A 24,824-nucleotide genomic window follows, 5' to 3' on the forward strand; every position below is an offset into this window, starting at 1 on the left:
GTGTCCTCGACGGAGCGCGCGCCCCGGTAGCCCGCGGGCCGGAGGCGCGCTCCCGGCGGCGGGGCCGATCAGTTGATCCGCTGCAGATAGCCGTTGTCGACCAGCCACTTCACCGGGACCTCGTCCCGCGTCTGCGGCGCCTCGGCGATCAGCCTGCTGACCAGGTGGTACTGCGAGCCTCCGCCCGGCTGCTGGAACGCCGAGGCGATGGGGCCGAAATCGACGGCGAAGTCCCGGCTCACCCGGTAGGCACGGTAGTTACAAGGATATTCCGGGGAATCCGGGAACGTGTCCAGGTTGGTGGGCGGAATGCTCCGTTCGGCGTACGGCGTGCCATAAGGGGCGAGGAAGGCACCGAATTCGCTTCCGAAGCGGTCCACCCGCTCGCCGATGCGCAGCGTTTTCGAGGCGATGAGCGGCCTGCCGTTGGAGTAGCCGCCGGAGCGGGCGAATCCGAAATCAGGCGGGTAACGGTACGAATTCTTTCCCCAGTCCCAGTACCGGTTCAGGAACTTCTGCGGAGGAAGCCCGCCGAGCGGCTCGTAATCGGCCAGAATCCTGCCCAGGATGCCTTTTCTCGGCAGAATCATCGGCCCGAGCCTCGGATCCTCATTGATGTAGGGGGCCACGCAGACCGGCTCGTCGGGAGTGGAGGTCCCCCCGGCGGACTGCGGCACCGCCACGCCGGCGGCGTCCCCACCAGGCGCGTGGACAGCGTGAGCCGACGCGACGGGCGCAACAGGTACGGCCGTGCGAACGGAGGCCGTCCTCGTCACGGAATCGGTTCGGGTGCCCGCCTGGGCCGGCACGCCGGCAAGGGAAAGGGCGGTGATGCCGATGGCGGCGGCCAGCGACGCGCGTCGGCGAAAATTTCGCAACGGATCCTCCTGATCGATGGGTGCGAATTCGGGCACGCCTCCCTGGATCCATCGATCGCGACGGATCAGGGGAAACAGGTTGATTGACGAGATCCGCCTTGTTCGACCTGGAGGGTTTTCGCCCGTTTCTCCGGCGGCACGGCACCGGCCGCCCGGAATTCGGCCCGCTCCAGAAAGCGGTGACAATCGATCTCGTGCGTACCCGTATCTTGATCAGGAGTTTCGCGAGCACGGCAATGAAACGACAAAGATCGCACGCCAAAGCGCGCGATCCACTTCAATGTCAGTCACATTCGGAAATGCCGAGCGCGGCCTCTTTCACACCGGCCTCGAGACGATCGGCGTGGTTGCCCGCCTCGTCCCGGGCCGTGCTCACCGGCGGGACGCCTCCGTGGTCCATCCGCCTCCTGAGCCCGGGCGGCCGCATCGCCGGGCCTGGGAGCGCATCGCTGCCCGGCCCCGCCGACCACCGCCGAACCCTGTTCGCGAGGTTCGTGACGACCGTCCCTGTGGACGACGCGAAGTTGTCCACAGATGGCGGGGGGCGTGTTGGGGAAAGCCGGTTCAGGCGGAAGAATGCTGGCAAGAGCCCACGTGAGGAGGTCAACGGTGACCCGCCAGATCAGCTCCGTCATCGGTGGCAAACCGGCCGACGACGCCACCGGCCCGGCCTACGAGTCGGTCAACCCGGCACGCACGTCCGAGACCGTGGCCAAGGTCCGGCTCGCGAGCGAGGCGACGTTCGCCTGGGCCTGCGGCGTGGCCTCGGCCGCCCAGCGCGAGTGGGCCGCCGTCCCCGCGCCGGTGCGCGGCCGGGTGATCGCCTCGATCGGGCGACTGGTCGAGGCCAACGCCGAGGCGCTGGCGCGCCTGGTGACCGCCGAGATCGGCAAGCCGTACGCCGAGGCGCTCGGCGAGGTCCGCGAGATCGTCGACACCTGCGACTTCTTCCTCGGCGAGGGCCGCCGCCTCTACGGCCAGACCGTGCCGTCAGAGATGCCCGACAAGAGCCTCTTCACATTCCGCGTCCCCGTGGGCGTCGCCGCGGTCATCACCGCGGGCAACTTCCCGGTCGCGGTGCCCAGCTGGTATCTCGTCCCCGCCCTGCTCTGCGGCAACGCCGTGGTGTGGAAGCCCGCCGAGTACGCCGCGGCCTCCGCCCACGCGATGTACCGGCTGTTCGCGGCGGCCGGGCTGCCCGACGGGGTGCTCAACATCGTCTTCGCCGACGGGCCCACCACCTTCGCCGGGCTGGACACCGCGCTCGGCGAGGGCACCGTCCAGAAGGTCGGCTTCACCGGCTCCACCGCCGTCGGGCGGCGGATCGGCGAGCTGTGCGGGCGTCACCTCCAGTCGCCGTGCCTGGAGCTCGGCGGCAAGAACCCCATGGTGATCATGCCCGACGCCGATCTCGACCTGGCCGTCGAGGGCGCGCTGTTCTCCGGGTTCGGCACAGCCGGGCAGCGATGCACCTCGCTCGGCACCGTCCTGGTGCACGAGTCCGTGCACCAGGAGTTCGTCGGCAGGTACGCGCGGGCCGTGGCCGGGGCGCACGTCGGCGACCCCGCGGGCGACGTTCTGTACGGCCCGATGCTCGACCAATGGTTCGCCGACCGCTACGAGGACTACCTGGGCTGGATCGAACCGCACCACACGGTCGTCACCGGTCCCACGGGGCGGATCACCGCCGACAACCCCCGCGCGGGGTTCGACGGCGCGGGCGGGCTGTACTACCACCCGGTCGTCGTGGACGGGGTGCGTCCCCAGGACCGCCTGTTCCTGGAGGAGACGTTCGGCCCGATCGTGGGGGTGACGTCGTTCGCCGGCCTGGACGAAGCGGTCGAACTCGCCAACCGGCCCGGGTACGGGCTGTCGTCCTCCATCTACACGACCGACCCGAAGTCCGCGTTCCGGTTCCGGGCCGGCATCGGGGCCGGCATGGTGAGCGTCAACAACTCGACCTCCGGCGCCGAGGCGCACCTGCCCTTCGGCGGCAACGGGAAGTCGGGCAACGGCAGCCGCCAGTCCGGGCAGTGGGTGCTCGACCAGTTCACCCGCTGGCAGGCCATGAACTGGGACTACTCAGGCCGCCTGCAGAAGGCCCAGATGGACGTCGCCGAAATCATCCCCGACCTGGACTTCAAGCTGTGAAGCACCACCCACCCGACCCGGGCTTCACCGTGTGAAGCACCATCGGCCCAGCCGACCTGGACTTCAGGCTGCGAAGCAGCATCCGGCCACCCCGGCCGCACCCGGCAGCACGTGTCATGGCGTTTGGTGGGGGGCGGGGTGGGAGGTCGAGTCGTAGCCGAGGAGGCGCATGGCCGCTTCGGGTTCCATGGCGGCGGCGAGCAATTGCGCGCGTTCCATGGCGCGGTCTCTGGCCTCCTCGGCCCGGCGGCGAGCCGCCTGCTGGCCTCGGACGACCATGATGGCGACGACTCCGCCCACGAGCAGCAGCACCAGTCCGGCCAGCATGGCCGCGATTCCGCTGGTGGACGGTCCCGCCATCGCTTCGCTTCCGTCGGCGGGCGTAGAGCCTCCGAACACGGCGACTCCGACGAGGACGAAAACGACGAGCGCCGCCGCCGCGAAGGCTACGACAACCGGCTTGATGGACCGCGGCCTCGCCGCCGAGCGCCCGTACCCGGTCTCCTCGCCCGAGGTCGAACCCTCCGAGGAGTGCGGAGGGGCTTCGGGGGGCGTCTCCGGGGGCGTCCAGGGGTGCGCCATCTGGTCTTGGAGGTTACTGCCCGGAGGCGCGAATGAGGGGCCGGTGAGCGGAACGCCGCCTAGACCGTATCCCTGGGAGGTCCCGGGAGCTCCCCTATTGGCCGTGGGCGCGGCGGGGGGTGTGTCCGGGACAGCGGGACCGGGTCGCGTGACGGTCTCGGGGCCGCCGTAGGGCCATGCCCCCTGCCCGGCGTAGGGCCACGCCCCCTGCCCAGCGTACGGCTCGCCGACCGTTCCGCCGTTCCATCCGTTGCGCTGTTCGTCGTGGAGGCCACCCCCGAGAGAGGGTGAGGGCTGCCAGGGCGAGGGTGTTTCCACAGGGGTCTTACCTCCGCTTTGCGGGCCAATACGGTGGTTGTGCCCCTTTTCGGAGGGTCGTCCTGCCCAGCGGCTGTGGAAATCTTGACCAAATCTTGCCGGAAAATTAGCTCGATTTGTTACACACGCCCGAACATCCTCGGCGGTGGAATAGTTGAATCATCAACTTCTGTTGTGAGGAGTATCCTACGCCAGAGCGGCGCCACACCGGGAGGCCCATCCTCGCGGCCCACGCCGCCATCCCGAAGGAGGGACCATGCCTGCCGTAACTGTCGACAACCCCTTGACCCTGCCGCGCGTGGCCGCGTCGGCGGATGCCGTGGCGCGTCCCGTGCTGGCCGTGACGACCGCGCCGAGCGGATTCGAAGGTGAGGGTTTCCCCGTCCGTCGGGCGTTCGCGGGGATCAACTATCGGTACCTGGACCCGTTCATCATGATGGACCAGATGGGTGAGGTGGACTACCAGCCTGGGGAGCCGAAAGGGACCCCGTGGCATCCCCATCGTGGCTTCGAGACCGTCACCTACATCATCGACGGGATCTTCGACCACCAGGACACCAACGGCGGCGGCGGCACCATCACCAACGGCGACACCCAGTGGATGACGGCCGGCTCCGGTCTGCTCCACATTGAGGCGCCGCCGGAGCACCTCGTCATGTCGGGTGGTCTCTTCCACGGTCTGCAGCTGTGGGTGAACCTCCCGGCGAAGGACAAGATGATGGCCCCGCGGTACCAGGACATCCGCGGCGGCCAGGTCCAGCTGCTGACCTCCCCCGACGGCGGGGCGCTGCTGCGCGTCATCGCCGGTGAGCTGGACGGCCACGCCGGTCCCGGCATCACGCACACGCCGATCACGATGATCCACGCGACGCTGGCGCCGGGCGCGGAGATCACCCTGCCGTGGCGCGAGGACTTCAACGGCCTCGCGTACGTGCTGGCCGGGCGCGGGTCGGTGGGCACTGAGCGGCGTCCGATCCACCTGGGCCAGACCGCTGTCTTCGGCGCCGGCTCCGCGCTGACCGTCCGCGCGGACGAGAAGCAGGACGCCCGCACTCCGAACCTGGAGGTGGTCCTCCTCGGCGGGCAGCCCATCCGCGAGCCGATGGCGCACTACGGCCCGTTCGTCATGAACACCCAGAAAGAGCTTCAGCAGGCGTTCGAGGACTTCCAGAAGGGGCGACTGGGCACGATCCCGGCCGTGCACGGGATGTCTGAAGGCGGACTGCAGGGCTAGCCAGGACCATATACGGACGAGTCCCGTCAGGAATCGGGAGCGGCTAGTCTGCCCCCATGCCTACCGCACTCATCACGGGCGCGACCGCCGGTCTCGGCGCCGCCTTCGCCCGCAGGCTCGCCGCCGACGGCTTCTCGCTGGTCCTGGTGGCCCGAGACGGCAAGCGCCTCGACGCGACGGCCCGCACGCTGCACCGCCGGTACGGCGTGCGGGCCGACGCGCTCGCCGCCGACCTGTCGGACGAGAAGGGCGTCGCGGCGGTGGAGGACCGGCTCGGCGAGGGCGTCGACCTGCTGGTCAACAACGCCGGGTTCGCGCACAGCGGCGAGGCCCTCGAGGTGCCGGTGGCCGAGGAGGTCACGATGCTGCGCGTGCACTGCGAGGCGGTGCTGCGGCTCACGCTGGCCGCGCTGCCGGGCATCCGCGCGCGCGGCCGCGGCGGCGTCATCAACGTCGCCTCGGTGGCGGCCTTCATCGCGGACAGCACCTACAGCGCGTCCAAGGCGTGGGTGGTGAACTTCAGCGCGGGGCTGGCGGCCAAGGTGCCGGAGCCGCGCGTGCGCGTCATGGCGCTGTGCCCCGGCTTCGTGCGGACGGAGTTCCACGAGCGGGCGTCGATCGACACCTCCGGCATCCCGGACTTCCTGTGGCTGTCGGCCGACCGCGTGGTGGACGCCGCCATGCGCGACTTCGCCCGCGGCGTGACGGTCAGCGTGCCCGACGCGCGGTACAAGGTGATCTCGGCGGTCGCGCGGCACGTGCCGCTCGGCGTGATCGACCGCGTCTCCTCGCTCATCGGCCGCTGAAGCCGCGCCGCCCGAAGCGCCGCACAAAGCGCCACCCAAGCGCCGGCCAACCACCGCCCAGGCGCCGCCGCCACGCCGTCCGGACATCACCGCAGGTCATCACGGGTTCTCCCATCACGCGGGCGACACGCGCGCACGCGGCGAATGATCGTCGCGGCGCGCGCGGACGCCTACAGTCTGGCCACGTAGCCGAACTACGGGGGGTCCTGACATGGGCGACAAACTGGTGGTGATCGGACAGGGGTACGTCGGCCTGCCGCTCGCCATGCGCGCGGTGGAGGCGGGGTTCGACGTCGTGGGGCTCGACGTCGACGCCTGGAGGGTGAAGCGGCTCAACGCCGCCGAGTCCTACATCGAGGACGTCGGCGACGACGTGCTGGCGGAGGCGCGCCGCTCCGGCCGGTACCTCGCCGCGACCGACTACTCGCGGGCGGCGGACTTCGACGTCTGCGTGATCACGGTGCCGACGCCGCTGCGCGACGGCGTCCCGGACCTGCGGCACATCACCGAGGCCGGCCGCTCGATCGCGCCGTTCGTCCGGCCCGGGGCGACGGTCGTCCTGGAGTCGACGACGTATCCGGGCACGACGGAGGAGCACCTGCGCGGCGTGCTGGAGGAGGGTTCGGAGCTGCGCACGCCCGAGGACTTCTCGCTCGGGTACAGCCCCGAGCGCATCGACCCGGGCAACCCGCGCTGGCGCCTGGAGAACACCCCGAAGATCGTCTCGGGCATCGACCCGGCGTCGCTGCGCAAGGTGCAGGACTTCTACGAGCGCATCGTGGAGCACGCCGTTCCGGTCTCCTCCCCGCGGGTGGCCGAGCTGTGCAAGCTGCTGGAGAACACCTTCAGGCACGTCAACGTGGCGCTGGTGAACGAGCTGTCCATCTTCGCCGAGCAGCTCGGCATCGACGTGTGGGAGGCCATCGACGCGGCCTCGACCAAGCCGTTCGGCTACATGCGGTTCACGCCGGGGCCGGGCGTGGGCGGGCACTGCCTGCCGATCGACCCGTCGTACCTGTCGTGGAAGGTCAAGCGGAGCCTGGGGCACAACTTCCGGTTCGTCGAGCTGGCCAACGACATCAACGACCACATGCCGGACTACGTGGTGCACCGGCTCTCGCTCTCGCTGAACCGGCAGGGCAAGCCGATGCTGCGCAGCAAGATCCTCGCCCTCGGCCTGGCCTACAAGAAGAACACCGGCGACATCAGGGAGTCCCCGGCGATCGAGGTGGTCAAGGCGCTGATCAAGCTCGGCGCGGAGGTCAAGGCCGCCGACCCGCACGTGGACGCCCATCCGCTGCCCGGCGGGCTCTCGCTGGTCGAGGCGACGGCCTGGGAGATGGCGCAGGCGGACATGGTGGTCGTCCTCACCGACCACGACCGCTTCGACTACGAGATGGTGCAGCGGGCCGCCGCGTACGTCTTCGACACGCGCAACCGGTGCAGGGGCCCCAACGTCGAGCGCCTGTGATCCTGCGGGCGGGCGGGTACGGCGCGGGATAAAAGGCCGGTAAGAAGATCGCCGCCTGAGGGCGTCCGGGCCTGTTCCGGCAGGTCAGGACCCCTAGCTTTCGCCCATGACGACGAATCCGCCGGCCGGCGCCACCGCGCGCGGCCGGATCGCGCCGGCTGGTGGTCCCTCACCGGCCAGCACCGTGGCGCCGCCGCGGCCCGCGCCATCGGGCCCTCCGGCCGCGCCTTTCTCCCGGCGAGGACGCCTGGGAGGTCCGGCGCGCCGCCTTCTGACCTCCCGATGGGTCCCCGGCGTCGTGGCGGGCGGCTTTCCCCTCGCGGTCCTCGCCCACTACGGCGTCTCGGCCCGGGACCTGGCGTTCTTCTGCGTCTATCTGGCCGTGTGCGTCGCGGTGCCCGGGACGCTGCTGGTGCGGGCCGCGTACCGGGGACGCCGCACGCTGCCCGAGGACCTCGCGCTCGGCCTCGCGACCGGCTACGCCGCCGAGGTGTTCGCCTACGTCCCCGCGCGGGCGTTGGGCGCGCCCCTTCTCGTCCTGGCGTGGCCGGTCGCGGTGTACGCCGCGTTCCTGCTGGTCCCCCGGCTGCGCCGGTTCTGGAGGGCGTGCCCGCGCCGGGACGCCGCACCGTGGCAGCGGTGGTTCGCGGCCGGGACGGTCGTGTACCTGACCGCATGGAGCGCCTTCATCTGCTTCCGGGTCACCGCGCCGACCTGGCCGGAGGCGGGCTGGTCCCACGTCGACCTGCCGTTCCATCTGTCCCTGGTCGGTGAGCTGAAGCATCACATGCCGCCACAGCTCCCCATCGTCGCCGGCGAGCCGCTGAACTACCACTGGTTCGCCTACGCCCACATGGCGGCGTCGAGCTGGATCACCGGGGTGGAGCCGCTGACGCTGGTCACGCGCCTGTCGGTGCTGCCCATGCTGGTGGCCTTCGCGGTCATCGTCGGCATGACGGGCCGCCGGGTCATCGGCTCGGCGACCGGGGGCGCGATGGCCGTGGCCGGGACGCTGCTGGTGGCGGCGCCGAGCCTGTACGTGAACGCCAACGGCCTGATGCGCTGGACCGGCGTGCTGCACGTGCCCTGGAACAGCCCGACGCAGACCTTCGGCGCCCTGCTGTTCGCGCCCGTGATGCTGCTGCTCGCCGACCTGCTCGCCCGTCCGGGAGGGGGCCGTGCCCGGTGGGCGCTGCTCGCCGTGCTGCTGGTGTCCGTCGCGGGGGCCAAGGCTCCGTACCTTCCCCTGCTGGCGTCGGCCCTGGCGGTGGTGACGGCCGCCGAGGGGGTGCGGTCGCGCCGTCTGCCGCGCACCGCGCTCACGGCGCTCGGCATGACGGCGGGCGCCCTGGCGTTCGCGCAGGTCGTGCTGTTCGCGGGGGCCCGGGGGGGGATGACGATCGACCCGCTGTCGGTGGTCCGCGCGACGTGGGCGGAGCTGGCGGGACGGCAGGCCACCGCCGGGCTGGTGGCGGGGTTCGCCCTGGTGTACGTGATGTGCTGGGGCGTGACGTGGTGCGGCGCGCTCGGGCTACTCGCCCGGCCCCTGCTGCTCCTGCGCCCCGCCGTGACGCTGATGCTCGGCCTGTCGGCGGCGGGGGCCGCGCTGATGCTGCTGCTCGGCAGCGCGGGCGACCTCAACCAGGGGTACTTCCTGCAGTCGTGCTACCCGTACCTGGCTGTTCTGGCCGCGTACGGCCTGGTCACCGCCGTACGTCAAGGCCGGCCGGGCATCCGGGCGATCGTCGTCGCGGCGGTCGCCGGGACGGCCGTGGCGGGCGTGGTCCGCGTGGCGTGCGGCGTCCAGGTCCCGCTGCCGCCCGGAGAGCGGAGCGTCGGCCTGTTCCTGCCGTTCGCCGTCCTGCTCATCCTGATCGGCGCCGCGTCGCTGGTGGCCGCGTCCCTGACGGAACCGAGGCGCGCGGCCACCTGGGCACTGCTGGTCGTGGCCGTCTCGGCGGCCGGCGTGCCCGCCGCCTGGCAGGCGCGCGTGCTGACCCATCTGAGCCACGGCGCGGACAGCAACCTGAACGCGGCCGACCACCCCACGCCCGAGCAGATCCCGCGCGGCGCGCTGCGGGCGGCGCGGTGGCTGCGCGCGCATTCGGGGCCGGGCGACCTGGTCGCCACGAACGCGCACTGCCGGTGGGGGTACGAGCGGCCGTGCGACAGCCGCCACTTCTGGGTTTCGGCCCTGACCGAGCGGCGCGTGCTCGTGGAGGGCTGGGCCTACACCGCCGCCAACCTGGACCGGGGAAGGCGCGACCTGCCGTTCACCGAGCGGCCCTTCTGGGACGCCGCGCGCCTGCGGGCCGGCGACGCCGTCTTCGAGGCGCCCTCGGCGCGGGCGGTCGCGGCGCTGCGCGAGCGGTACGGCGTGCGCTGGCTGGTCGCCGACGAGCGGCTCCTGGGCCGTCCGGAGGAGGTCGGGCGCTTCGCGTCCCTCCAGGTGCGCTACGGCGACTACGCGGTCTACCGGATACCGGGCTGAGGGCCGTCAGGCACGCCCTCCCGAGCGGCGCTTCAGCGGCCGCCACCACGCCTGGTTGGCCCCGTACCAGCGCACCACCTCGGCGAGCCCCTGGTCGAACCCGGCCAGGGGCTCGTACCCGATGGACCGGATCTTCCCGCTGTCGACGGCGTACCGCCGGTCGTGCCCGGGACGGTCCTCGACGTGGTCCACCATGTCCCAGCCGGCGCCGCAGGCGTCCAGCAGCCGGCCGACCAGCTCGCGGTTGGTGAGCTCGACGCCGCCCCCGACGTTGTACACCTCGCCCGGCGACCCCTTCTCCAGCACGAGCTGGATCGCCCGGCAGTGGTCGTCGACGTGCAGCCACTCGCGGACGTTGAGGCCGTCGCCGTACAGCGGCACGCGGTCGCCGTCGAGGAGGTTGGTGACGACCAGCGGGATCAGCTTCTCGGGGTACTGGTAGGGGCCGTAGTTGTTGGAGCAGCGGGTCACCCGCACGTCCAGACCGTAGGTGCGGTGGTAGGCGCGGCACAGCAGGTCGGCGCCCGCCTTGGCGGCGGAGTAGGGCGAGTTGGGCAGCAGCGGCTCGTCCTCGTCCCACGCGCCCTCGGCGATCGAGCCGTACACCTCGTCGGTGGAGACCTGCACGACGGTGCGCACCCCGGCGTCCAGCGCGGCCTGCAACAGGGTCTGGGTGCCGAGCACGTTGGACACCACGAAGTCCGCCGCGCCGGTGATCGAGCGGTCGACGTGGGTCTCGGCGGCGAAGTTCACCACCACGTCGTGCCCCGGGACGACCCCGGCGGTGACGCGCGGGTCGGCGATGTCGCCGTGGACGAACGTGAAGCGCGGGCTCGCGGACACGGGGGCGAGATTGGCCGGGTTGCCCGCGTAGGTGAGCTTGTCGAGGACGGTCACCCGCGCGTCCTCGTAGCCGGGGTAGGCGCCGGTCAGCAGGTCGCGCACATAGTGGGAGCCGATGAACCCGGCCCCGCCGGTGACGAGGATCTTCACACGCTCACCTTCATTTCGCCCGCGTCCCTCCGCCGAGCCGGCGACGGGACGCCCGTCCCGATCATGACGGGCTCAACCTACGCCGGGGCGGACCCGCGGGCCCGCGCCCTCTCGCGCCTTTGCCGAAACGCGTTCGACACCTTGCCGCGCCCAGGGGTGGGCCCAGCGGTGGGCACCGTCAGCTGGTGCTGAAGAGCACGTCGACCCAGTAGTTGGTCATCTGGAAGGTCTGGGTGGGGAACACGTTCGTCGAGCTGTACGCGTAGACGCCGTTCGGCCCGTCCGTGCCGCTGGCGAGGGCGGTCAGCGGGGGGTTCACGTACGACGTGGTGAAGAACGGCCGGTTCGTCGCGTAGTTCCCCGACGGCGCGAGGTAGGAGGCGACGTAGGTCGTGCCGGCGGTGATCGGGACGGGGTTCGCGAAGGTCACCTGCTGCCAGCCGGACGATGTCTCGTTGGTGAAGGTGGCGCTGGCGAGCAGTTGACCCGTGTTGCTCCACAGGCTCCCGATGTGCGTCCCGGTGTTCCCCGCGCCCTTGTAGAACCGGATGCCTTTGATCACGCCGTTGATGGACGAGTTGAACTTCACCCCGAGTACCACCGACTTGGGGTCGGGCCAGGACGGGTTCGCCGGGACCGTCGAGTCGTTCCACAGGCTGCTGGTCACGGGCTGCACGAAGATGACGTCCGTCCAGTAGTTGGTCGACTGGTAGGTGCTCGTCGGGAAGGTCGTGCTCGCCGCGTACGTGTACACCCCGTTGCCGCCGTCCGTGCCGTCCGCGAGGGCGGTGAGCGGCCCGTTCACCACCGCCTGGGTGAAGTACGGCGTGTTCTTGGAGTACATGCCCTGCGGGGCGAAGTACGACGCCACATAGGTGGTGTTGGGGGTCACCTGCACGGGAGTGGAGAAGGCCACCGACTGCCACCCGGTGTCCGTCTCGTTGGTGAACGTCGCCCGCGCGAGGAGCTGCCCGGTCGAACTCCACAGGTTGCCCACGTGCGTGCCGATGTTCCCCGCGCCCTTGTAGAACCGGAGACCGTTGATCGTGCCCGCAGTCGAGGTGCGGAACTTCACCCCGATCTCAACCGAATTCGGGTCGTTCTGCGCCGCGATGGCGGGCACCGTGCTCGGCGACCAGATGGAGTTGGTGAAGAGCACGTTCACGTTCACCGAGGCCGGCGTCGGCTGGATGTTCCCGCTGTCGTCGATCGCCCGCGCCATGATCGTCGCCGGTCCGGCCACGGTGGGCGTCCAGGTGAACTGCCAGGTGTCGCGCCCGATCGCCTGCCGCCAGGTCGCGCCGCCGTCCAGCGACACCTCCATGGCCGCCACGACGCCGCCCCCGGTGTCGGTGGCCGTTCCCTGGATGACGGTGGACACGCCGCTCAGCAGGGACGTGCCGCTCGCCGGGCTCGTGATCGTCGCCACGGGAGGCGAGGTGTCCGTCGAGGGCGTGGCGATGACCAGGCCGGGCTGGATGCTCGCGGGCTGCGCCCCCATGTCCGCCAGGATGTTGACCGTGAACTGCTGCATATCGATGTTCGTGGGGGTGCCCGGCCGGTCGTGGACGGCGTCCAGGCCCCAGGACCACTGGGTGGTGCCGGTGCCCAGCACGAGCGCGCCGCTGCTGTGCTTGTAGAGGGTGAGTTTGTTGGTCGCCACCCCGGCGCCGTAGACGCTGCCGAAGTTCAGCAGATACCTCTCCGTCAGGGCGATCGTGGTCTTGGACATGTTCACCAGCCCGGGCGGCCGGGTGGCGTTGTCCGGCGCCTCGTCCCATTCGTAGCCGAGCACGCCCGCGGGGAACGTGACCATCTGCCCGGGTTGCAGGTTGGCGACGCTGGTGTTCTTCCACTCCCGCAGGCTCGCGAAATCAGCCGGGACGGTGGTCGCGTCGTTGGCGATGCCGTTGACCATGAAGAGGGTGCCGGTCAGGGCGTTCTCCGGCCGGCCGCCGTCCGACGGCGGGGAGAAGCGGGGGTCGCGCCAGGTGCCGGTCCACTGCGGGCTGGGATCGATCTTGGCGTTGGCCAGCGTCTCCTTGTAGCAGACCATCGTGCGGAACGGTGTCGACGTCCCGTCGATGCTGGGCTCCCACCGCGTCTTCCAGAAGATCTCGTTGCCGGAGAAGAAGGCGAGGTTGACCCCGTTGTTCCGGGCGTTCTCCACGTTGGTGCGCATCTCGTTGGACCAGTACTCGTCGTGGCCCACCGACATGAACGTCTTGTGCTCCAGCAGCTCGGCCGGGCGCGAGGCGGTGTCGATACTGGTGGTGTAGCTGACGTCGTAGCCGTTGGCCTCCAGCCAGCGGACCATCGGGTACTCGGAGTTGTAGAAGAAGCTCTGCGGCGAGACGTTGGGGTCGCGGGTGAGGATCGGCCGGTCGTAGCTGACCTTGTAGGCGCGGCCGGCGGGCTGGCCGGCGTACAGGCTGTTGCCGCCGTAGGTGTTGTAGGCCTGCCAGGTGGCGTCGGAGGTCTGCATGAGCAGGGTGGACCCTCGCGCGTCGTCCCGCACGACGAAGATGATCTGGCTCGCCCCCCCGGTGTCCTGCCGTACCAGTTTGGCTATGTAGACGCCGGAGACGGCGGTCGGCGGCACCACCCACGAGGCCGAGACCGCCCAGTTGCCGCAGTCGACCAGCCCGGTCGACGCGTCGCTCGCGCAGGTCGGCTGTGCCTGCGGCAGGGGGACGGACGGGAGGGTCGTCGCGATCTGCCGCGCGCCCATGCCGCCGTAGTAGCCGATGCGGTAGATGTCCAGGCGGTAGTCCGACGAGGTGGTGGCGATCTTGAAGTTCACCGTCTCGCCGTGGTTCACGCTCATCTGGGTGGCGTAGCCCTGGATCGAGGGATCGCCCGCGCCGACGATGTCCCACTGACTGGGAGGGTTGCCGGGCAGGCTGTTCTCCAGGCAGATGACCGAGGTCGGCGGGCAGACGGCCGCCGAGCCCGGGCGCCCGCCGTGCGAGCCGGGCGTCACGGCCCATGCCGCTCCGAGCGGGCCCGACGTGGCGAGGACGACCGCCTGGAAGGCGGCCAGCGCCCCGCGAAGCGTCCAGCGCCAAGGCCTTGACATTCCACCAGCATGATCCGCCACGAGCGCTCCCCCTGCGACGATCCGTGGCCGCCCCCGCGGGCCACGCGAAGCCCGTGAGCATGAAGGACGGACACGAAAGCTCGGGCTTGGGCAGGATCGTAAGGTCCCGCACCCGGGTGAACGTCGACGTATTTTCCGTGTCGAGGCAGGTCAACCGATGTTTATCGGTACCACTCCGCCCCTTGACCGCGGCGCCGGAGTTCACCGCAAAAGAAATTCACCGCCCTTTACCGGAACACCGGGCGTGCCCCGCATATCACCTCCAGGGGACGTGATCACAATCAGTGACGGCGGCTACTTATTCATAAGCCGCATCACTCCACATTGGGGATAAAGGATCAATTCATGATACACAGAACTCGTTTTCGGGTTCCGCGGCCGAACACCGGTCGTACCTGGCTGACGGCGGCGCTCACGGCCGTCCTCATCGCGACACCGCTCACCGCGAACGCGGCGCGGCGGGCGCCGGTGAACCTCGGCACGGCCGCCACGTTCGCGGTCCTCGCCGGCACCGCGGTCAACAACAACAACTTGACCGCGGTCACCGGAGACCTGGGCGTGAGCCCGGGCGGCACGGTGACCGGTTTCCCGCCGGGAACCGTGACCGGCACGACGCACGCCGGTGACGCCACCGCCGCCACGGCCAAGTCCGACATGGTGGCCGCCTACAACGACATCGCCGGCCGGACGCCGGTCACCACGGTGGCCGCCGAGCTAGGAGGGACGACCCAGGGGCCCGGCATCTACACGCCTACCGGCGGCGCGTTCACCATCACCGGGACGCTCACCCTCGACGCCCAGGGCGAGCCGGACTCGGTCTTCATCTTCAGGTCGACCACGCTCACCACGGCGACGGTGAGCAACATCACGCTCATCAACGGCGCGCAGGCCAAGAACGTCTACTGGCAGGCGACCGACTCGGCGACCCTCGGCGTCAACTCCACCTTCCGCGGCACCGTCATGGCTGCCAACACCGCGCGGGCGTTCCCGGGCGCGTCCGTCTTCGGCCGGCTGTTCACCCTCAACTCCAACGTCATCCTGGACGGCACCACCAACGGCCCGGCGACCCGCATCGCCCTGCCGAACGACCCGCAGACCACGACGGCGCTGACGTCGTCGCCCAATCCCGCCGCGCGGGGCCAGGTGGTGACCTTCACCGCCACGGTGAGCGCGGTCAGCGGCTCGCTGACCCCCCAGGGCCAGGTGCTGTTCAAGGAAGGGACGACGACCCTCGGTTCCGGCTTCCTCGACCCCTCCGGCATGGCCACCTACAGCACCTCTTCCCTGTCGGCGGGAACCCACCCGATCCAGGCCGTCTACCTGGGCGGCGACGTCTTCTCCGCCGAGGCGCTCGTACACTTCGCGCCGAGCAAGTCGGGCATCCTCAACCAGAACATCTCCGCGAGCCTGTGGGACAGCTCGGCGACCCCGGCGGTGGCGTCCTATCAGGATCCCAAGGCGGTCGCGCTCGGGGTGAAGTTCCGGGCCTCCACGAGCGGGAACGTCAGCGGCATCCGTTTCTACAAGGGGGCGCAGAACACCGGAACCCATGTCGGGAGCCTGTGGACGAGCAATGGGACGCAGCTGGCCAGCGCGACGTTCAGCGGCGAGACGGCCTCCGGCTGGCAGCAGGTGAACTTCGCGGCGCCCGTCGCGATCAGCGCGAACACCACTTATGTCGCCAGCGTCCAGACGTCCTCGGGGTACTACTCGGTCACCCGCCCGTACTTCACCCTCCAGTACAACAACGCTCCGCTGCTCGCGCTCGCGGACGGCGCGGAGGGCGGCAACGGCGTGTACGTCTACGGCACGGCCAACGCCTCCCCGACCAGCACCTTCCAGTCGTCGAACTACTGGGTCGACGTGGTCTTCACGCCCGCCGCCACGTGAGTCGGAGCGCACACGGATGAGCCCGTCCGGTCCCCTTCGCACGAACGCGGCCGGACGGGCCCGCGCCGGCCGACCGGGAGGTCCCCGGCCGACCGGCGCGCCCGATCCCGGCCGGATCTCAGACCTTCACCTGGATTCTGCTGTGGTCACCGACCATGAGTTCGTGGGTGTTGGCGACACCGGCCGCGCGGCTGACCTGGACGTTGCGCCCGATCAGCGAGTGCGCGATCCGCGAGACGCCGTCCACGGAGGAGCCGTCCAGGATGATCGAGTACTCGATCTCGGCGTTGCGCAGCTCGCAGCCGCGGCCGATCGACGTGAAGGGCCCCACGTACGATGAGACGATCTTGGTGTCCGCTCCGATCACGAGGGGCCCACGCAGGACGGAGTTCTCCACCACCGCGCCGGGCTCCACGACCACCCGTCCCGACGTCTCGCTCAGCGCGTCGATCGTACCGGCGATGTCCGGTTCGACCGCCTCCAGGACGATGCGGTTGCACTCCAGGATGTCCTGCAGCCGGCCCGTGTCCTTCCAGTAGCCGCTGACCAGGTGGGAGTGGACGCCGTATCCGTTGTCCACGAGCCACTGGATCGCGTCGGTGATCTCCAGCTCGCCCCGCGCGGACGGCTTGATCGCCCGCACGGCGTCGTGAACGGCGGGAGAGAAGGTGTACACGCCCACGATCGCCAGGTTGCTACGCGGGTGGTCGGGTTTCTCCTGCAACGCCAGGATCTCTCCCTGCGGCCCGAGTTCCGCGACCCCGTAGTACTGCGGCTCGGCCACCGGCGTCAGAAGGATCTGCGCGTCGTAGCCGCCCCGCCCGAACGCGTCGACCAGTCCGGTGATCCCTCCCACCAGGAAGTTGTCCCCGAGATACATCACGAAGGGGTCGTCGGCCAGGAACTCCCTGGCGATCAGGACGCAGTGCGCCAGGCCGTGGGGCGCGTCCTGGGGGATGTAGGTGACCGCGAGGCCGAAATCCGACCCGTCCCCCACGGCCGCCCTCACCTCGTCACCGGTGGTTCCGACGATGATGCCGACATCGGTGATGCCGGCGTCACGGATGGCCTCCAGCCCGTAGAACAGCACCGGCTTGTTGGCGACCGGGACCAGTTGCTTGGCCGAGGTGTGGGTGAGCGGCCGCAGCCGCGTCCCCTTGCCTCCGGCGAGTACGAGTGCCTTCATCGCTCATCGAATCCTTAAGTCACGACCGCCCGCGGTCACGAAACGCCCACAGGCGATTCATCGCATAATTCAGCGGCAGGCTCGTCACCATCAGGATGAACTGCGCCGCCAGTATCGGCAAACCGGCCCATTCCACGAGAACAGGAAGCCCCGCGAGGGACCACGCCAGGAATCCGATGCCCACCGCATAGAAGCGGACATAACCGGCGATCCAGGATTCCTTTCCGCCGGGAAAGACTACCAGCCGGTACCACGGATATACCATCACCACGGTCAGGAAATGGCTTGCCACCACCACGTACAGATAGGGAACGGCGCGACCAAGAAGTCGCAATCCGGCGACCAAGATTACGTAGTAGAGCAGAGCCGTGAGAGCACCCCCCGCGAGGTATGTGATGAGGTGGCCGCCGGGCATACGGACGAGCCCGGCTATTTTGGGAACGGCACCCCGGTCGAGGCCGATCCGCTGTCTGGTTTCGACCATTCGGATTCCCCCGAACCGATGATGGACGGTCGCGTCCCCAACATCGTAATCGTTATGCGCATCGTGAACGCCGAACAACGGGGGAATTCAATGTCAGTGTCGGTGGTCGTTCCGTGTTATCGCTCCGCGCGCACGCTGCCGAAACTCCTCGACAGGCTCATGATCGTGCTGGACGGCATGTCCGTGCCGTACGAGGTGATCCTGGTGGTGGACGGAAGCCCGGACGACACCTGGGACGTCGCGGCGAGGCTCGCCGACCGGTTCGGGCCCGTGCGCGCCCTTCACCTGTCCCGCAACTACGGCCAGCACAACGCGCTGCTCGCCGGGGTGAGAGAGGCACGGCTGGAGGTCATCGTGACGCTGGACGACGACCTGCAGCATCCGCCCGAGCAGATTCCGCTCCTGCTGGCCGCCCTCCACGGCGACCGCCTCGACCTCGTCTACGGCGTGCCGCACGAGGAGGAGCACGGGCCGCTGCGCAGCCTCGCGTCCCGGTCGGTCAAGGCCGCCATGGCGGGCGTGCTCGACGTCCGCACCGCGCGCATGATCAGCGCCTTCCGTGCCTTCCGCACGCACCTGCGCCAGGGATTCGAGGGGCTCACCGGACCGTACGCCTCGATCGACCTCGTGCTCTCCTGGGCCACGACCCGGGTCGGGTCGGTCAAGGTGCGCATGGACCGGCGCGACCACGGGCCCTCCAACTACACCCTCCGCATGCTGTGCCGGCACGCCTCCAACATGCTCTTCGGTTACAGCTCCCTGCCGCTCCGCGTGGCCAGTTACCTCGGCTTCCTGGTCGGGGTCGTCGGACTGGTCCTCGGAGCCACCGTCCTGTGGAGCTTCGCCGTGGGCGCCACCACGGTGGCCGGGTTCACCAGCATCTGCTCGATGATCACGCTGTTCTCCTCGGCACAGCTCATGTCCATCGGCATCCTCGGGGAGTACGTCGGCCGCATCCACACGAGCGGGATGGGACGGCCGACGTACGTGGTCCGCGAGCGGATCGGCTCCGGCGCGGCGGCGAGCGTCCCGTCGCCGGCGGGCCCCATCGGGCTCACGAGGACGGGATCAGCCCCTTCCGCACCAGATGAACGGTGAGCAGGGTTCGTACCGGCTTGAATCCGTACCTGGCCCAGGCACGCTGCACACCGGTGTTGTGGCCCTGGGTGGAGATGACCACCTCGGTACCGCCGCGGGCACTCGCCCGCTCCTCCACGGCCGCGAGGAGGTGCGCGTACCGGTTGCGTCCTCGCTCCCCCGGCACCACGCCGGCCAGGAGGATCTCCGTCGCCGGCCCGTCGTCCGCCACGGTCGCCAGCCCGATCACGCGGGACTCCCCTTCCCCCGGCCCCGGGCCGTACAGGGCGAGGCAGTCCCCCGCGGCGACCGGCCCCCGGGTCCAGTCCGCGTAGCACTCGCGCAGGTCATACGCCTCGAAGAGCGGATCGGCCCCGTAGTGATTGCGGTACCCGGCGAAGATCTCGCCGACCAGCGCGCCCGCCGCCTCCGGGTCGCGAAGCTCCCCCGTCCACAGGCCCGGCGCCTGCGGCGCCCCTCGCCCCCGTCCCACGGCGAGACGCCAGTAGACCAGGGAGTCCGCCAGCAGAACGGTGCGGCCGGTGGTGAGCAGCTTCGCGAACCAGTCGATCCGCTCCGCCGGGTACCGAAGGACGATCACATCGGCTGCCGACTCCAGGATCGCCGCGCGCACCGGCGCGAACGACGGGTCGCTCTCGCCGCGCACCGTCAGCCGCTCGACCGGCCGTCCGAAGCGCGCGGATTCGAGCGGGGACGCCAGCGTCCGCACCGCCAGTACCTCCCGCGGGCCCATCAGGAGACCCGGTAGGAGGTCACCGCGTCGATCACGCGCCGCAGTTCCCGTTCCTCCAGGCCGGGGTACAGCGGGAGCCGGACCTGCCGGTCGGCGACGCTCTCCGCGACCGGGCAGCCGCCCGGGGCCGTCCGCCCGTACCTCTCCCCGGCCGGCGAGTTGTGCAGCGGGAAATAGTGGAAGACCGCCTGTACGCCGTGCCCGGCGAGGTGGCTGATCAGCGCCTGACGGTTGGCCATGTCCGGAAGCAGTAGATAGTAGATGTGCGCCGGGTGGGCGCATTCCGGCGGGACCACCGGGCGCGCGACCCCGTTGTCGTGAGCCCACGCCGCCAGGCTCTCGTGGTAGGCCCGCCACACGTCCTGCCGCCGCCGCTGGATCTCGCCGAACGACTCCAGCTGTGCCACCAGCTGTGCCGCGAGCGGCTCGGCCGGCATGAAGTTGGAGCCCACATCGACCCATCGGTACTTGTCCACCTGGCCGCGGAAGAACTCCCGCCGGTTGGTGCCCTTCTCCCGGATGATCTCGGCGCGCCAGGCGAGGTCGTCGTCGGCGACCAGCAGCGCGCCTCCCTCGCCGCACTGCACGTTCTTCGTCACGTGGAAGCTGAGCGCGCCGAGGCTTCCGAAGGTGCCGAGCGGCCGATCCCGGTAGGACCCACCCAGTCCGTGCGCGTTGTCCTCGACCAGCGCCAGGCCGTGGCGCTCCGCGAGCTTGGTGATCCGGTCCATCTCACAGCCGACGCCGGCATAGTGCGTGACCACGATGGCGCGGGTCCGCCCGGTGATCGCGGCCTCGATCCGCTCCTCGTCGATGTTGAGGGTGTCGGGACGGCAGTCCACGAACACCGGGACCGCGCCGCGCAGCACCCACACGCTCGCCGTGGACACGAAGGTGTACGACGGGACGATCACCTCGTCGCCCGGGTCCAGGCCGAGCAGGAGCGTCGACAGGTCCAGGGCCGTGGTCGCGGAGGTGGTGAGGACCACGTGCCCGGCTCCCGTGATCTCCCGCAGCAGCCGGGCGGCCCTCTCTCCGAACGGCCCGTATCCGGAGGACAATTTTCCGTGCATGGCCTCCGTAACATAGCCGAGCTGGTTTTCCGCGACGAATGTCCGGTGGTACGGGATCGCCGTCATATCTGTTGTGCTCACGAAAAACAATGAACACCGAGGCGGGCCGGAGTCGCACCGCCGAATGACCGCGCTTTGACAAGTTCTTGCTCAAGCAGTCACCGGCCCTTCCACGCGGTGTCCGCCGGCCAAGTGACCGCGAACGGGCATATCACGCGTCGCACTCCAAAAGGCCGAATGCGACGAACGGCCGGAGGCGCCGCACCGGAGCGCGGCGGGCCGGTATCGGCGCGCCATTTCGATATGCTGGCCGAATTCAGGCCCGATGCCCTCGCCGAAAATACGGCTCGGCACGTCCGCATCGCGGTCGACGCGAGCCGGAGGTCGGAAATGAGCACCAGCCCGGGCGGAGTGGCGGCCGCCGGATGACCGGCGCGGCGAGGGCCCTGGTCCACACCATCGCTGCCCGGGGGGTCGTGACCGCCTCCTCGGCCGTGATCAGTGTGATCACCGCACGCACCCTGCTCGCCGAGGGGCGGGGAGAGTACGCGGTGCTGATCGCCATCGCCTGGGCCGGCCTGGTACTCGGCGGGCTCTCGGCCGAGCAGGGGCAGGTGGTCCTGTGGGCCGACGCCGGGCTCCGTCCCGCGCTGACCGCGAACGCCCTGGTGCTCGGCATCCTCATGGGCGTGCTGACCGCTCCGGCCGTCGGTGCCGCCATGCTCCTTTCCGGATGGAGCGCCTCCTGCGCCGCCGTCATGCTGGCGGCCGTCCCGATCCTGATCGTGTGGGAGTACCTCTGCGGCATCGCGTTGCTGCGGGACAGGGCCCGCATCCTGAACAACGGCACGATGATCGGCTGCCTGGTGTGGTGCGCCTCGGTGATGGCCGCCGCGATGGCGGGATGGCTTACGGCCAAGGTGGCCTTCGCCCTGTGGACGGCTTACGAGCTGGTCACCGTCGTCTACTTCGTGCACGCGCTCCGGCCGCGACTGAGGGATTTCGACCACAGGCTGGCCCGTCGTACCGTGGGCGTCGGGCTGCGCTACCACCTCGGCCTTGTCTCCACGCAACTGCTTCCCCGGGTGGACGTGCTGATGGTGAGCGCGTTCTCCTCCACCGGCCAGGCCGGGCTCTACGCCGTCGCCACCACGCTCGCCGACCTGGCGCGCATACCGGTCGAGGCCCTGGTGAAGGTCGCGATGCCACGGCAGGTGGAGGGAGACCACGAGCGCGCGGTGGAGGTGACGCTGCGCGCGGTGCGCGCGGCCTTCGTCATGGCGCTGGTCACGGCCGGCGGCCTGTGCGCGCTGGCGTCCGCGCTCGTCCCGCTCGTCTACGGGGACGCGTTCCGCGGAAGCGTGCTCCCCTTCCTCTGCCTCGCGCCCGGCATCGTGTCGGCGAGCGTCGCGCGGCCGATCTGGATCTTCCTGCTGCGCCTGGACCGGCCCTGGGTGGTCACCTCCATGTCGGTCGGGGCGCTGGTGCTGGACGTGACGCTCAACGCGCTGCTCATCCCCCGCTGGGGCGCCACGGGATGCGCGGCCGTGACCGGCGTCGTGCTGACCGTGCTGGCCGGCACGCAGTGCGGGTGGTTCCTGCGGGCCACCGGAACACCGGCGCGGCGTCTGCTCCCGCGGTGGCCGGAGATCGCCGTCGCGCTGTCGGCGGCGGCACGGGCGGCCGGCGACACCCCTCTCGCCGGGCGCGTCCTGGCCGGCCGGCGGGCGTCACGGGTGCGTGAGCCGGACGCTCACGAGCGGTCCGGCAGCCGGTAGACGGCGTAGTCGCCGGAGCGGAACCGCAGGCCGGCGAGGGCGTCCAGAGAGGAGCCGGGACCGGTGAGGCGCAGGTCGACCAGCAGCCAACGAACGTGGTGGCGGTCGCGCAGCAGGCCGAGGGAGGCCGCGGTGGGGGTGTTGACGGCGGTGTCGTTCAGGCGCAGCAGTTCCTGGTCCCAGAAGGGCGGGTACCGGTAGTCCTGGCCCGGCCGCCACCGGTCGTTCGCCCGGGTGGTGTAGCGCCAGCCCTCGACCAGAACGCGCCGCTCCGTGAGCGCCGCCGCCCAGAACTGACCGGCGTCGCACGGATCACGCCGTCCCCAATGGCAGTGGGAGTTGGTGGCGACCAGGTCATCGGGGGCGGAGTGGTCGCGCAGCCAGCGCGCCGCGGCCAGGGCGCCCTCCGGCACCGCGTCGGACTCCGACGGCACGGCATGGCCGACCTTGCCGAGGCCCTTCGCCGCGACCTTACCGGGAAGCCACAGCATCAGGCCGTATCCGCAGGCCGTGAGGCCGACGCCGGTGGCGGCGGCGGTCAGCAGGGCCGTGGCGCGAAGCCGTCCGATGGTCACGGCCAGCACGGCGCCGGCCAGGCCGATGCCGGCGAGCACGGTGAGGTAGGGCAGGAACAGGGTGATGGCGGGCCGGCCGGGAGCGAGGGGGACCGTCACGTGCCAGGCGAAGGCGACCAGGCAGACGCCCAGGACGGCGGTCACCAAGGCGCAGGCGGTCGCCCACGCGGGAACACGCGCGCGGCGCAGCAGGGTGCGGGCGCCGTAGACGCTGACGATGACCAGGTAGGGGTAGACGGCGAACAGGAAGAAGAACTGGCTGTAGCCGGGGTGGTGGAAGAGCAGGGTGACCGCGTGGCCGGCGGCGGCCATGGCGAGCATGAACACCACCGCGGGCCGGGCGAGCAGCCGCCGGTCCGCCAGCAGTCCGGCGGCTCCGCACCAGGCGAACGCCAGGCACAACGCCAGCAACGCGCCGATGCCGAGCAGCCAGAGCGGGCCGGCGCCGGGCTGCCCGCCGAGTTCCTGCCAGCGCTGGCGCATGGCGGAGACCGGAGACAGAAGGATGCCTTGGCGGGCTTGCCCGAACAGCACGAGTTGGGCGTAGACCGTACAGGCCAGGGTCATCGCCGCCGCGAGCAGGCCGGGCCACCGGGGCCCTCGCCCCAGCGCGGCCCCGACCGCGATCACCGCGACCAGCCCTGCCAGCAGCAAGGGCAGGAAGACCGCCTTGGCCCCCATCACGGCCACCATCAGCACGGCGGCCACCGTCCAGAGCCCGGCCCGCGACGGTACCCTCAGCGCCTGCGGCCCGGCTCGCCCGGTCAGCTGGTCCAGAACGAGAACGGCCAGCGCGGCGAACAGCAATGCGCCGAAGGTCTGCGTGGGACTGCGCCAGGCGGTCGACTGGACGCCGCCCCAGCCGAAGACCATGTTGGAGCTGAGGTACAGGCTCGGCGTGCCCACGAACACGGTGCCGGCCAGCACCGGCGCGGTGATCCCCCATGACCCGGCGACCCGCCGCGCCGTCATCGCGATCAGCACCAGGAACGCGGCCAGCATGGGCAGCACCGAAAGCCGCAGCACCAGGACGACAAGCTCCACCCCGGTGACCCAGCTCGATGCCGCGACGTGCGCGTAGGCGAACCAGTGATACAGCAACGGCTCGCCCGCCACCATCGGCGTCCGCGGCGGCACGTGGTGCTTCAACTCCGCCGCCAGCGCGAGATGGAACGGCTCGTCGTAGTCGCCCGCCCCCATGGCCGGCCAGCTCAGGGGGTTGTTACGGAAGAACGGGACGGCGCTCCACACGGTGAGCCCGGCGAAGGCGGCCGCGATCGCCCATGATGACCGGAGCGGCGCGCGGACCCGCGCGCCGCTCCGCCAGAACCGCCGCAGCCCGGGAACCAGGAGGAAGACCAGGTAGGTGGCGACCGGCCATGCCAGGACGAGCCGCGGCGCCCCGAGCGCGCGGGCGGGGATGTAGGTGAGGACCTCGAGGGCGTATCCCACCACCAGGCCGAGCGCGACCTCCTCGGCCACCGTACGCCGGCCCCGGTAGACGGCACGGACCACCAGCGTCCCCGGCAACGCGACACACAGCGCCAGGTACGCGCAGAACACCGCGATGTCCCGGCCCGGGGTCCCGAACCACGCCGCCACGGCCACGGCCACCAGTAGCCCGAACAGAGCCGGCGACCACACCCGCACCCGGGACGGCCGTTTCGGTGACGGCCCGCGCCCGCCCGGGCGCACCTCCGTCGGCGCGGTGTCGACCAGGAACTCCGACCGGCTCTCGGAGCCGGGAAACGACGAGGTATGGGCCATGCGGCAATTCTGGTCGGCGGGCTCCCGGGGACGCCCTTTCGAATAAGCGCCCGACGGTATTGTTGCCGGTTCTTTGCCCGCGACCGCGAATGCCGCCGAAAACAACCGGTCACCGGTGCAGGCGGCAAGACGTTACGGGCGGATTCGGGAGCGCGCGCGGCGAATGGACGGACTCATCACGGAGGAACGGCCGGGGACCGGACGATACCGGCGCCG

The 24,824-nt window shown here is 70.5% G+C and carries 17 protein-coding genes; 8 read left to right on the forward strand and 9 right to left on the reverse strand.

Going from position 1 to position 24,824, the window contains the following annotated elements; all coding sequences use genetic code 11:
• Positions 1-68: 68 nt before the first annotated feature.
• Complete coding sequence (locus AB0H21_RS00960) at positions 69-914, reverse strand: TNT domain-containing protein (protein ID WP_358509610.1); 846 nt, start codon at positions 912-914, stop codon at positions 69-71.
• Positions 915-1,487: 573 nt separating this feature from the next.
• Here AB0H21_RS00960 and AB0H21_RS00965 point away from each other — a divergent pair.
• Complete coding sequence (locus AB0H21_RS00965) at positions 1,488-3,029, forward strand: aldehyde dehydrogenase family protein (RefSeq protein WP_358509613.1); 1,542 nt, start codon at positions 1,488-1,490, stop codon at positions 3,027-3,029.
• Between the two features lie 114 nt (positions 3,030-3,143).
• Here the strand turns inward: AB0H21_RS00965 and AB0H21_RS00970 are convergent, their stop codons facing one another.
• Positions 3,144-3,611 carry a hypothetical protein gene (locus tag AB0H21_RS00970; protein ID WP_358509616.1) on the reverse strand — a complete coding sequence of 156 codons (468 nt, stop codon included), beginning with the start codon at positions 3,609-3,611 and terminating at the stop codon, positions 3,144-3,146.
• A 574-nt stretch (positions 3,612-4,185) separates the two neighbouring features.
• Here AB0H21_RS00970 and AB0H21_RS00975 point away from each other — a divergent pair.
• The 4 genes from AB0H21_RS00975 to AB0H21_RS00990 all read left to right on the forward strand — a co-directional run bounded on the left by AB0H21_RS00975 (position 4,186) and on the right by AB0H21_RS00990 (position 9,931).
• Entirely contained in the window at positions 4,186-5,163 is a 978-nt protein-coding gene (locus tag AB0H21_RS00975; RefSeq protein ID WP_358509618.1) for a pirin family protein, read from the forward strand.
• Between the two features lie 56 nt (positions 5,164-5,219).
• Positions 5,220-5,969, forward strand: coding sequence for an SDR family oxidoreductase (locus AB0H21_RS00980; protein ID WP_358509621.1), 750 nt, complete (start codon positions 5,220-5,222; stop codon positions 5,967-5,969).
• Positions 5,970-6,180: 211 nt separating this feature from the next.
• Entirely contained in the window at positions 6,181-7,440 is a 1,260-nt protein-coding gene (locus AB0H21_RS00985; protein WP_358509624.1) for a nucleotide sugar dehydrogenase, read from the forward strand.
• A gap of 106 nt (positions 7,441-7,546) precedes the next feature.
• Entirely contained in the window at positions 7,547-9,931 is a 2,385-nt protein-coding gene (locus AB0H21_RS00990; RefSeq protein WP_358509627.1) for a hypothetical protein, read from the forward strand.
• Positions 9,932-9,937: 6 nt separating this feature from the next.
• Here AB0H21_RS00990 and rfbB read toward each other — a convergent pair whose 3' ends face one another.
• Positions 9,938-10,924 carry a dTDP-glucose 4,6-dehydratase gene (gene rfbB, locus AB0H21_RS00995; protein WP_358509630.1) on the reverse strand — a complete coding sequence of 329 codons (987 nt, stop codon included), beginning with the start codon at positions 10,922-10,924 and terminating at the stop codon, positions 9,938-9,940.
• Between the two features lie 178 nt (positions 10,925-11,102).
• Positions 11,103-14,003 (reverse strand): DUF4082 domain-containing protein, encoded by a 2,901-nt coding sequence (locus tag AB0H21_RS01000; protein WP_358509633.1) that lies wholly within the window; start codon positions 14,001-14,003, stop codon positions 11,103-11,105.
• Between the two features lie 366 nt (positions 14,004-14,369).
• On the opposite strand from AB0H21_RS01000, the gene AB0H21_RS01005 reads away from it, so the two are divergent.
• A complete protein-coding gene (locus AB0H21_RS01005) occupies positions 14,370-15,914 on the forward strand; it encodes a DUF4082 domain-containing protein (protein ID WP_358509636.1) in 1,545 nt (514 codons plus the stop codon).
• A 118-nt stretch (positions 15,915-16,032) separates the two neighbouring features.
• Here AB0H21_RS01005 and AB0H21_RS01010 read toward each other — a convergent pair whose 3' ends face one another.
• Both AB0H21_RS01010 and AB0H21_RS01015 read right to left on the reverse strand, forming a co-directional pair.
• Positions 16,033-17,100: a glucose-1-phosphate thymidylyltransferase gene (locus AB0H21_RS01010; protein WP_358509639.1), complete on the reverse strand. Its 1,068-nt coding sequence runs from the start codon at positions 17,098-17,100 to the stop codon at positions 16,033-16,035.
• A 19-nt stretch (positions 17,101-17,119) separates the two neighbouring features.
• The gene (locus AB0H21_RS01015) at positions 17,120-17,584 is read right to left on the reverse strand and encodes a GtrA family protein (protein WP_358509642.1); all 465 of its coding nucleotides are present in this window, start codon (positions 17,582-17,584) and stop codon (positions 17,120-17,122) included.
• Between the two features lie 90 nt (positions 17,585-17,674).
• On the opposite strand from AB0H21_RS01015, the gene AB0H21_RS01020 reads away from it, so the two are divergent.
• Positions 17,675-18,682: a glycosyltransferase family 2 protein gene (locus AB0H21_RS01020; protein WP_358509645.1), complete on the forward strand. Its 1,008-nt coding sequence runs from the start codon at positions 17,675-17,677 to the stop codon at positions 18,680-18,682.
• Here the strand turns inward: AB0H21_RS01020 and AB0H21_RS01025 are convergent.
• Positions 18,639-19,415, reverse strand: coding sequence for a GNAT family N-acetyltransferase (locus tag AB0H21_RS01025; protein ID WP_358509648.1), 777 nt, complete (start codon positions 19,413-19,415; stop codon positions 18,639-18,641). The genes AB0H21_RS01020 and AB0H21_RS01025 overlap by 44 nt on opposite strands.
• Complete coding sequence (rffA, locus tag AB0H21_RS01030; protein WP_358511330.1) at positions 19,415-20,554, reverse strand: dTDP-4-amino-4,6-dideoxygalactose transaminase; 1,140 nt, start codon at positions 20,552-20,554, stop codon at positions 19,415-19,417. The genes AB0H21_RS01025 and rffA overlap by 1 nt, the downstream gene beginning before the upstream one ends.
• A 359-nt stretch (positions 20,555-20,913) precedes the next feature.
• Here rffA and AB0H21_RS01035 point away from each other — a divergent pair, with 359 nt between their 5' ends.
• On the forward strand, positions 20,914-22,266 hold the full coding sequence (locus AB0H21_RS01035; protein WP_358509651.1) for an oligosaccharide flippase family protein: 1,353 nt from the start codon (positions 20,914-20,916) through the stop codon (positions 22,264-22,266).
• On the opposite strand, the gene AB0H21_RS01040 is transcribed toward AB0H21_RS01035, so the two are convergent.
• Positions 22,242-24,608, reverse strand: a complete 2,367-nt coding sequence (locus AB0H21_RS01040) for a hypothetical protein (protein WP_358509654.1) — start codon at positions 24,606-24,608, stop codon at positions 22,242-22,244. The two genes, AB0H21_RS01035 and AB0H21_RS01040, sit on opposite strands and share 25 nt — an antisense overlap.
• Between the last annotated feature and the right edge of the window lie 216 nt (positions 24,609-24,824).

The organism is Sphaerisporangium sp. NPDC051011 (assembly GCF_040653595.1).
GTDB lineage: Bacteria > Actinomycetota > Actinomycetes > Streptosporangiales > Streptosporangiaceae > Sphaerisporangium.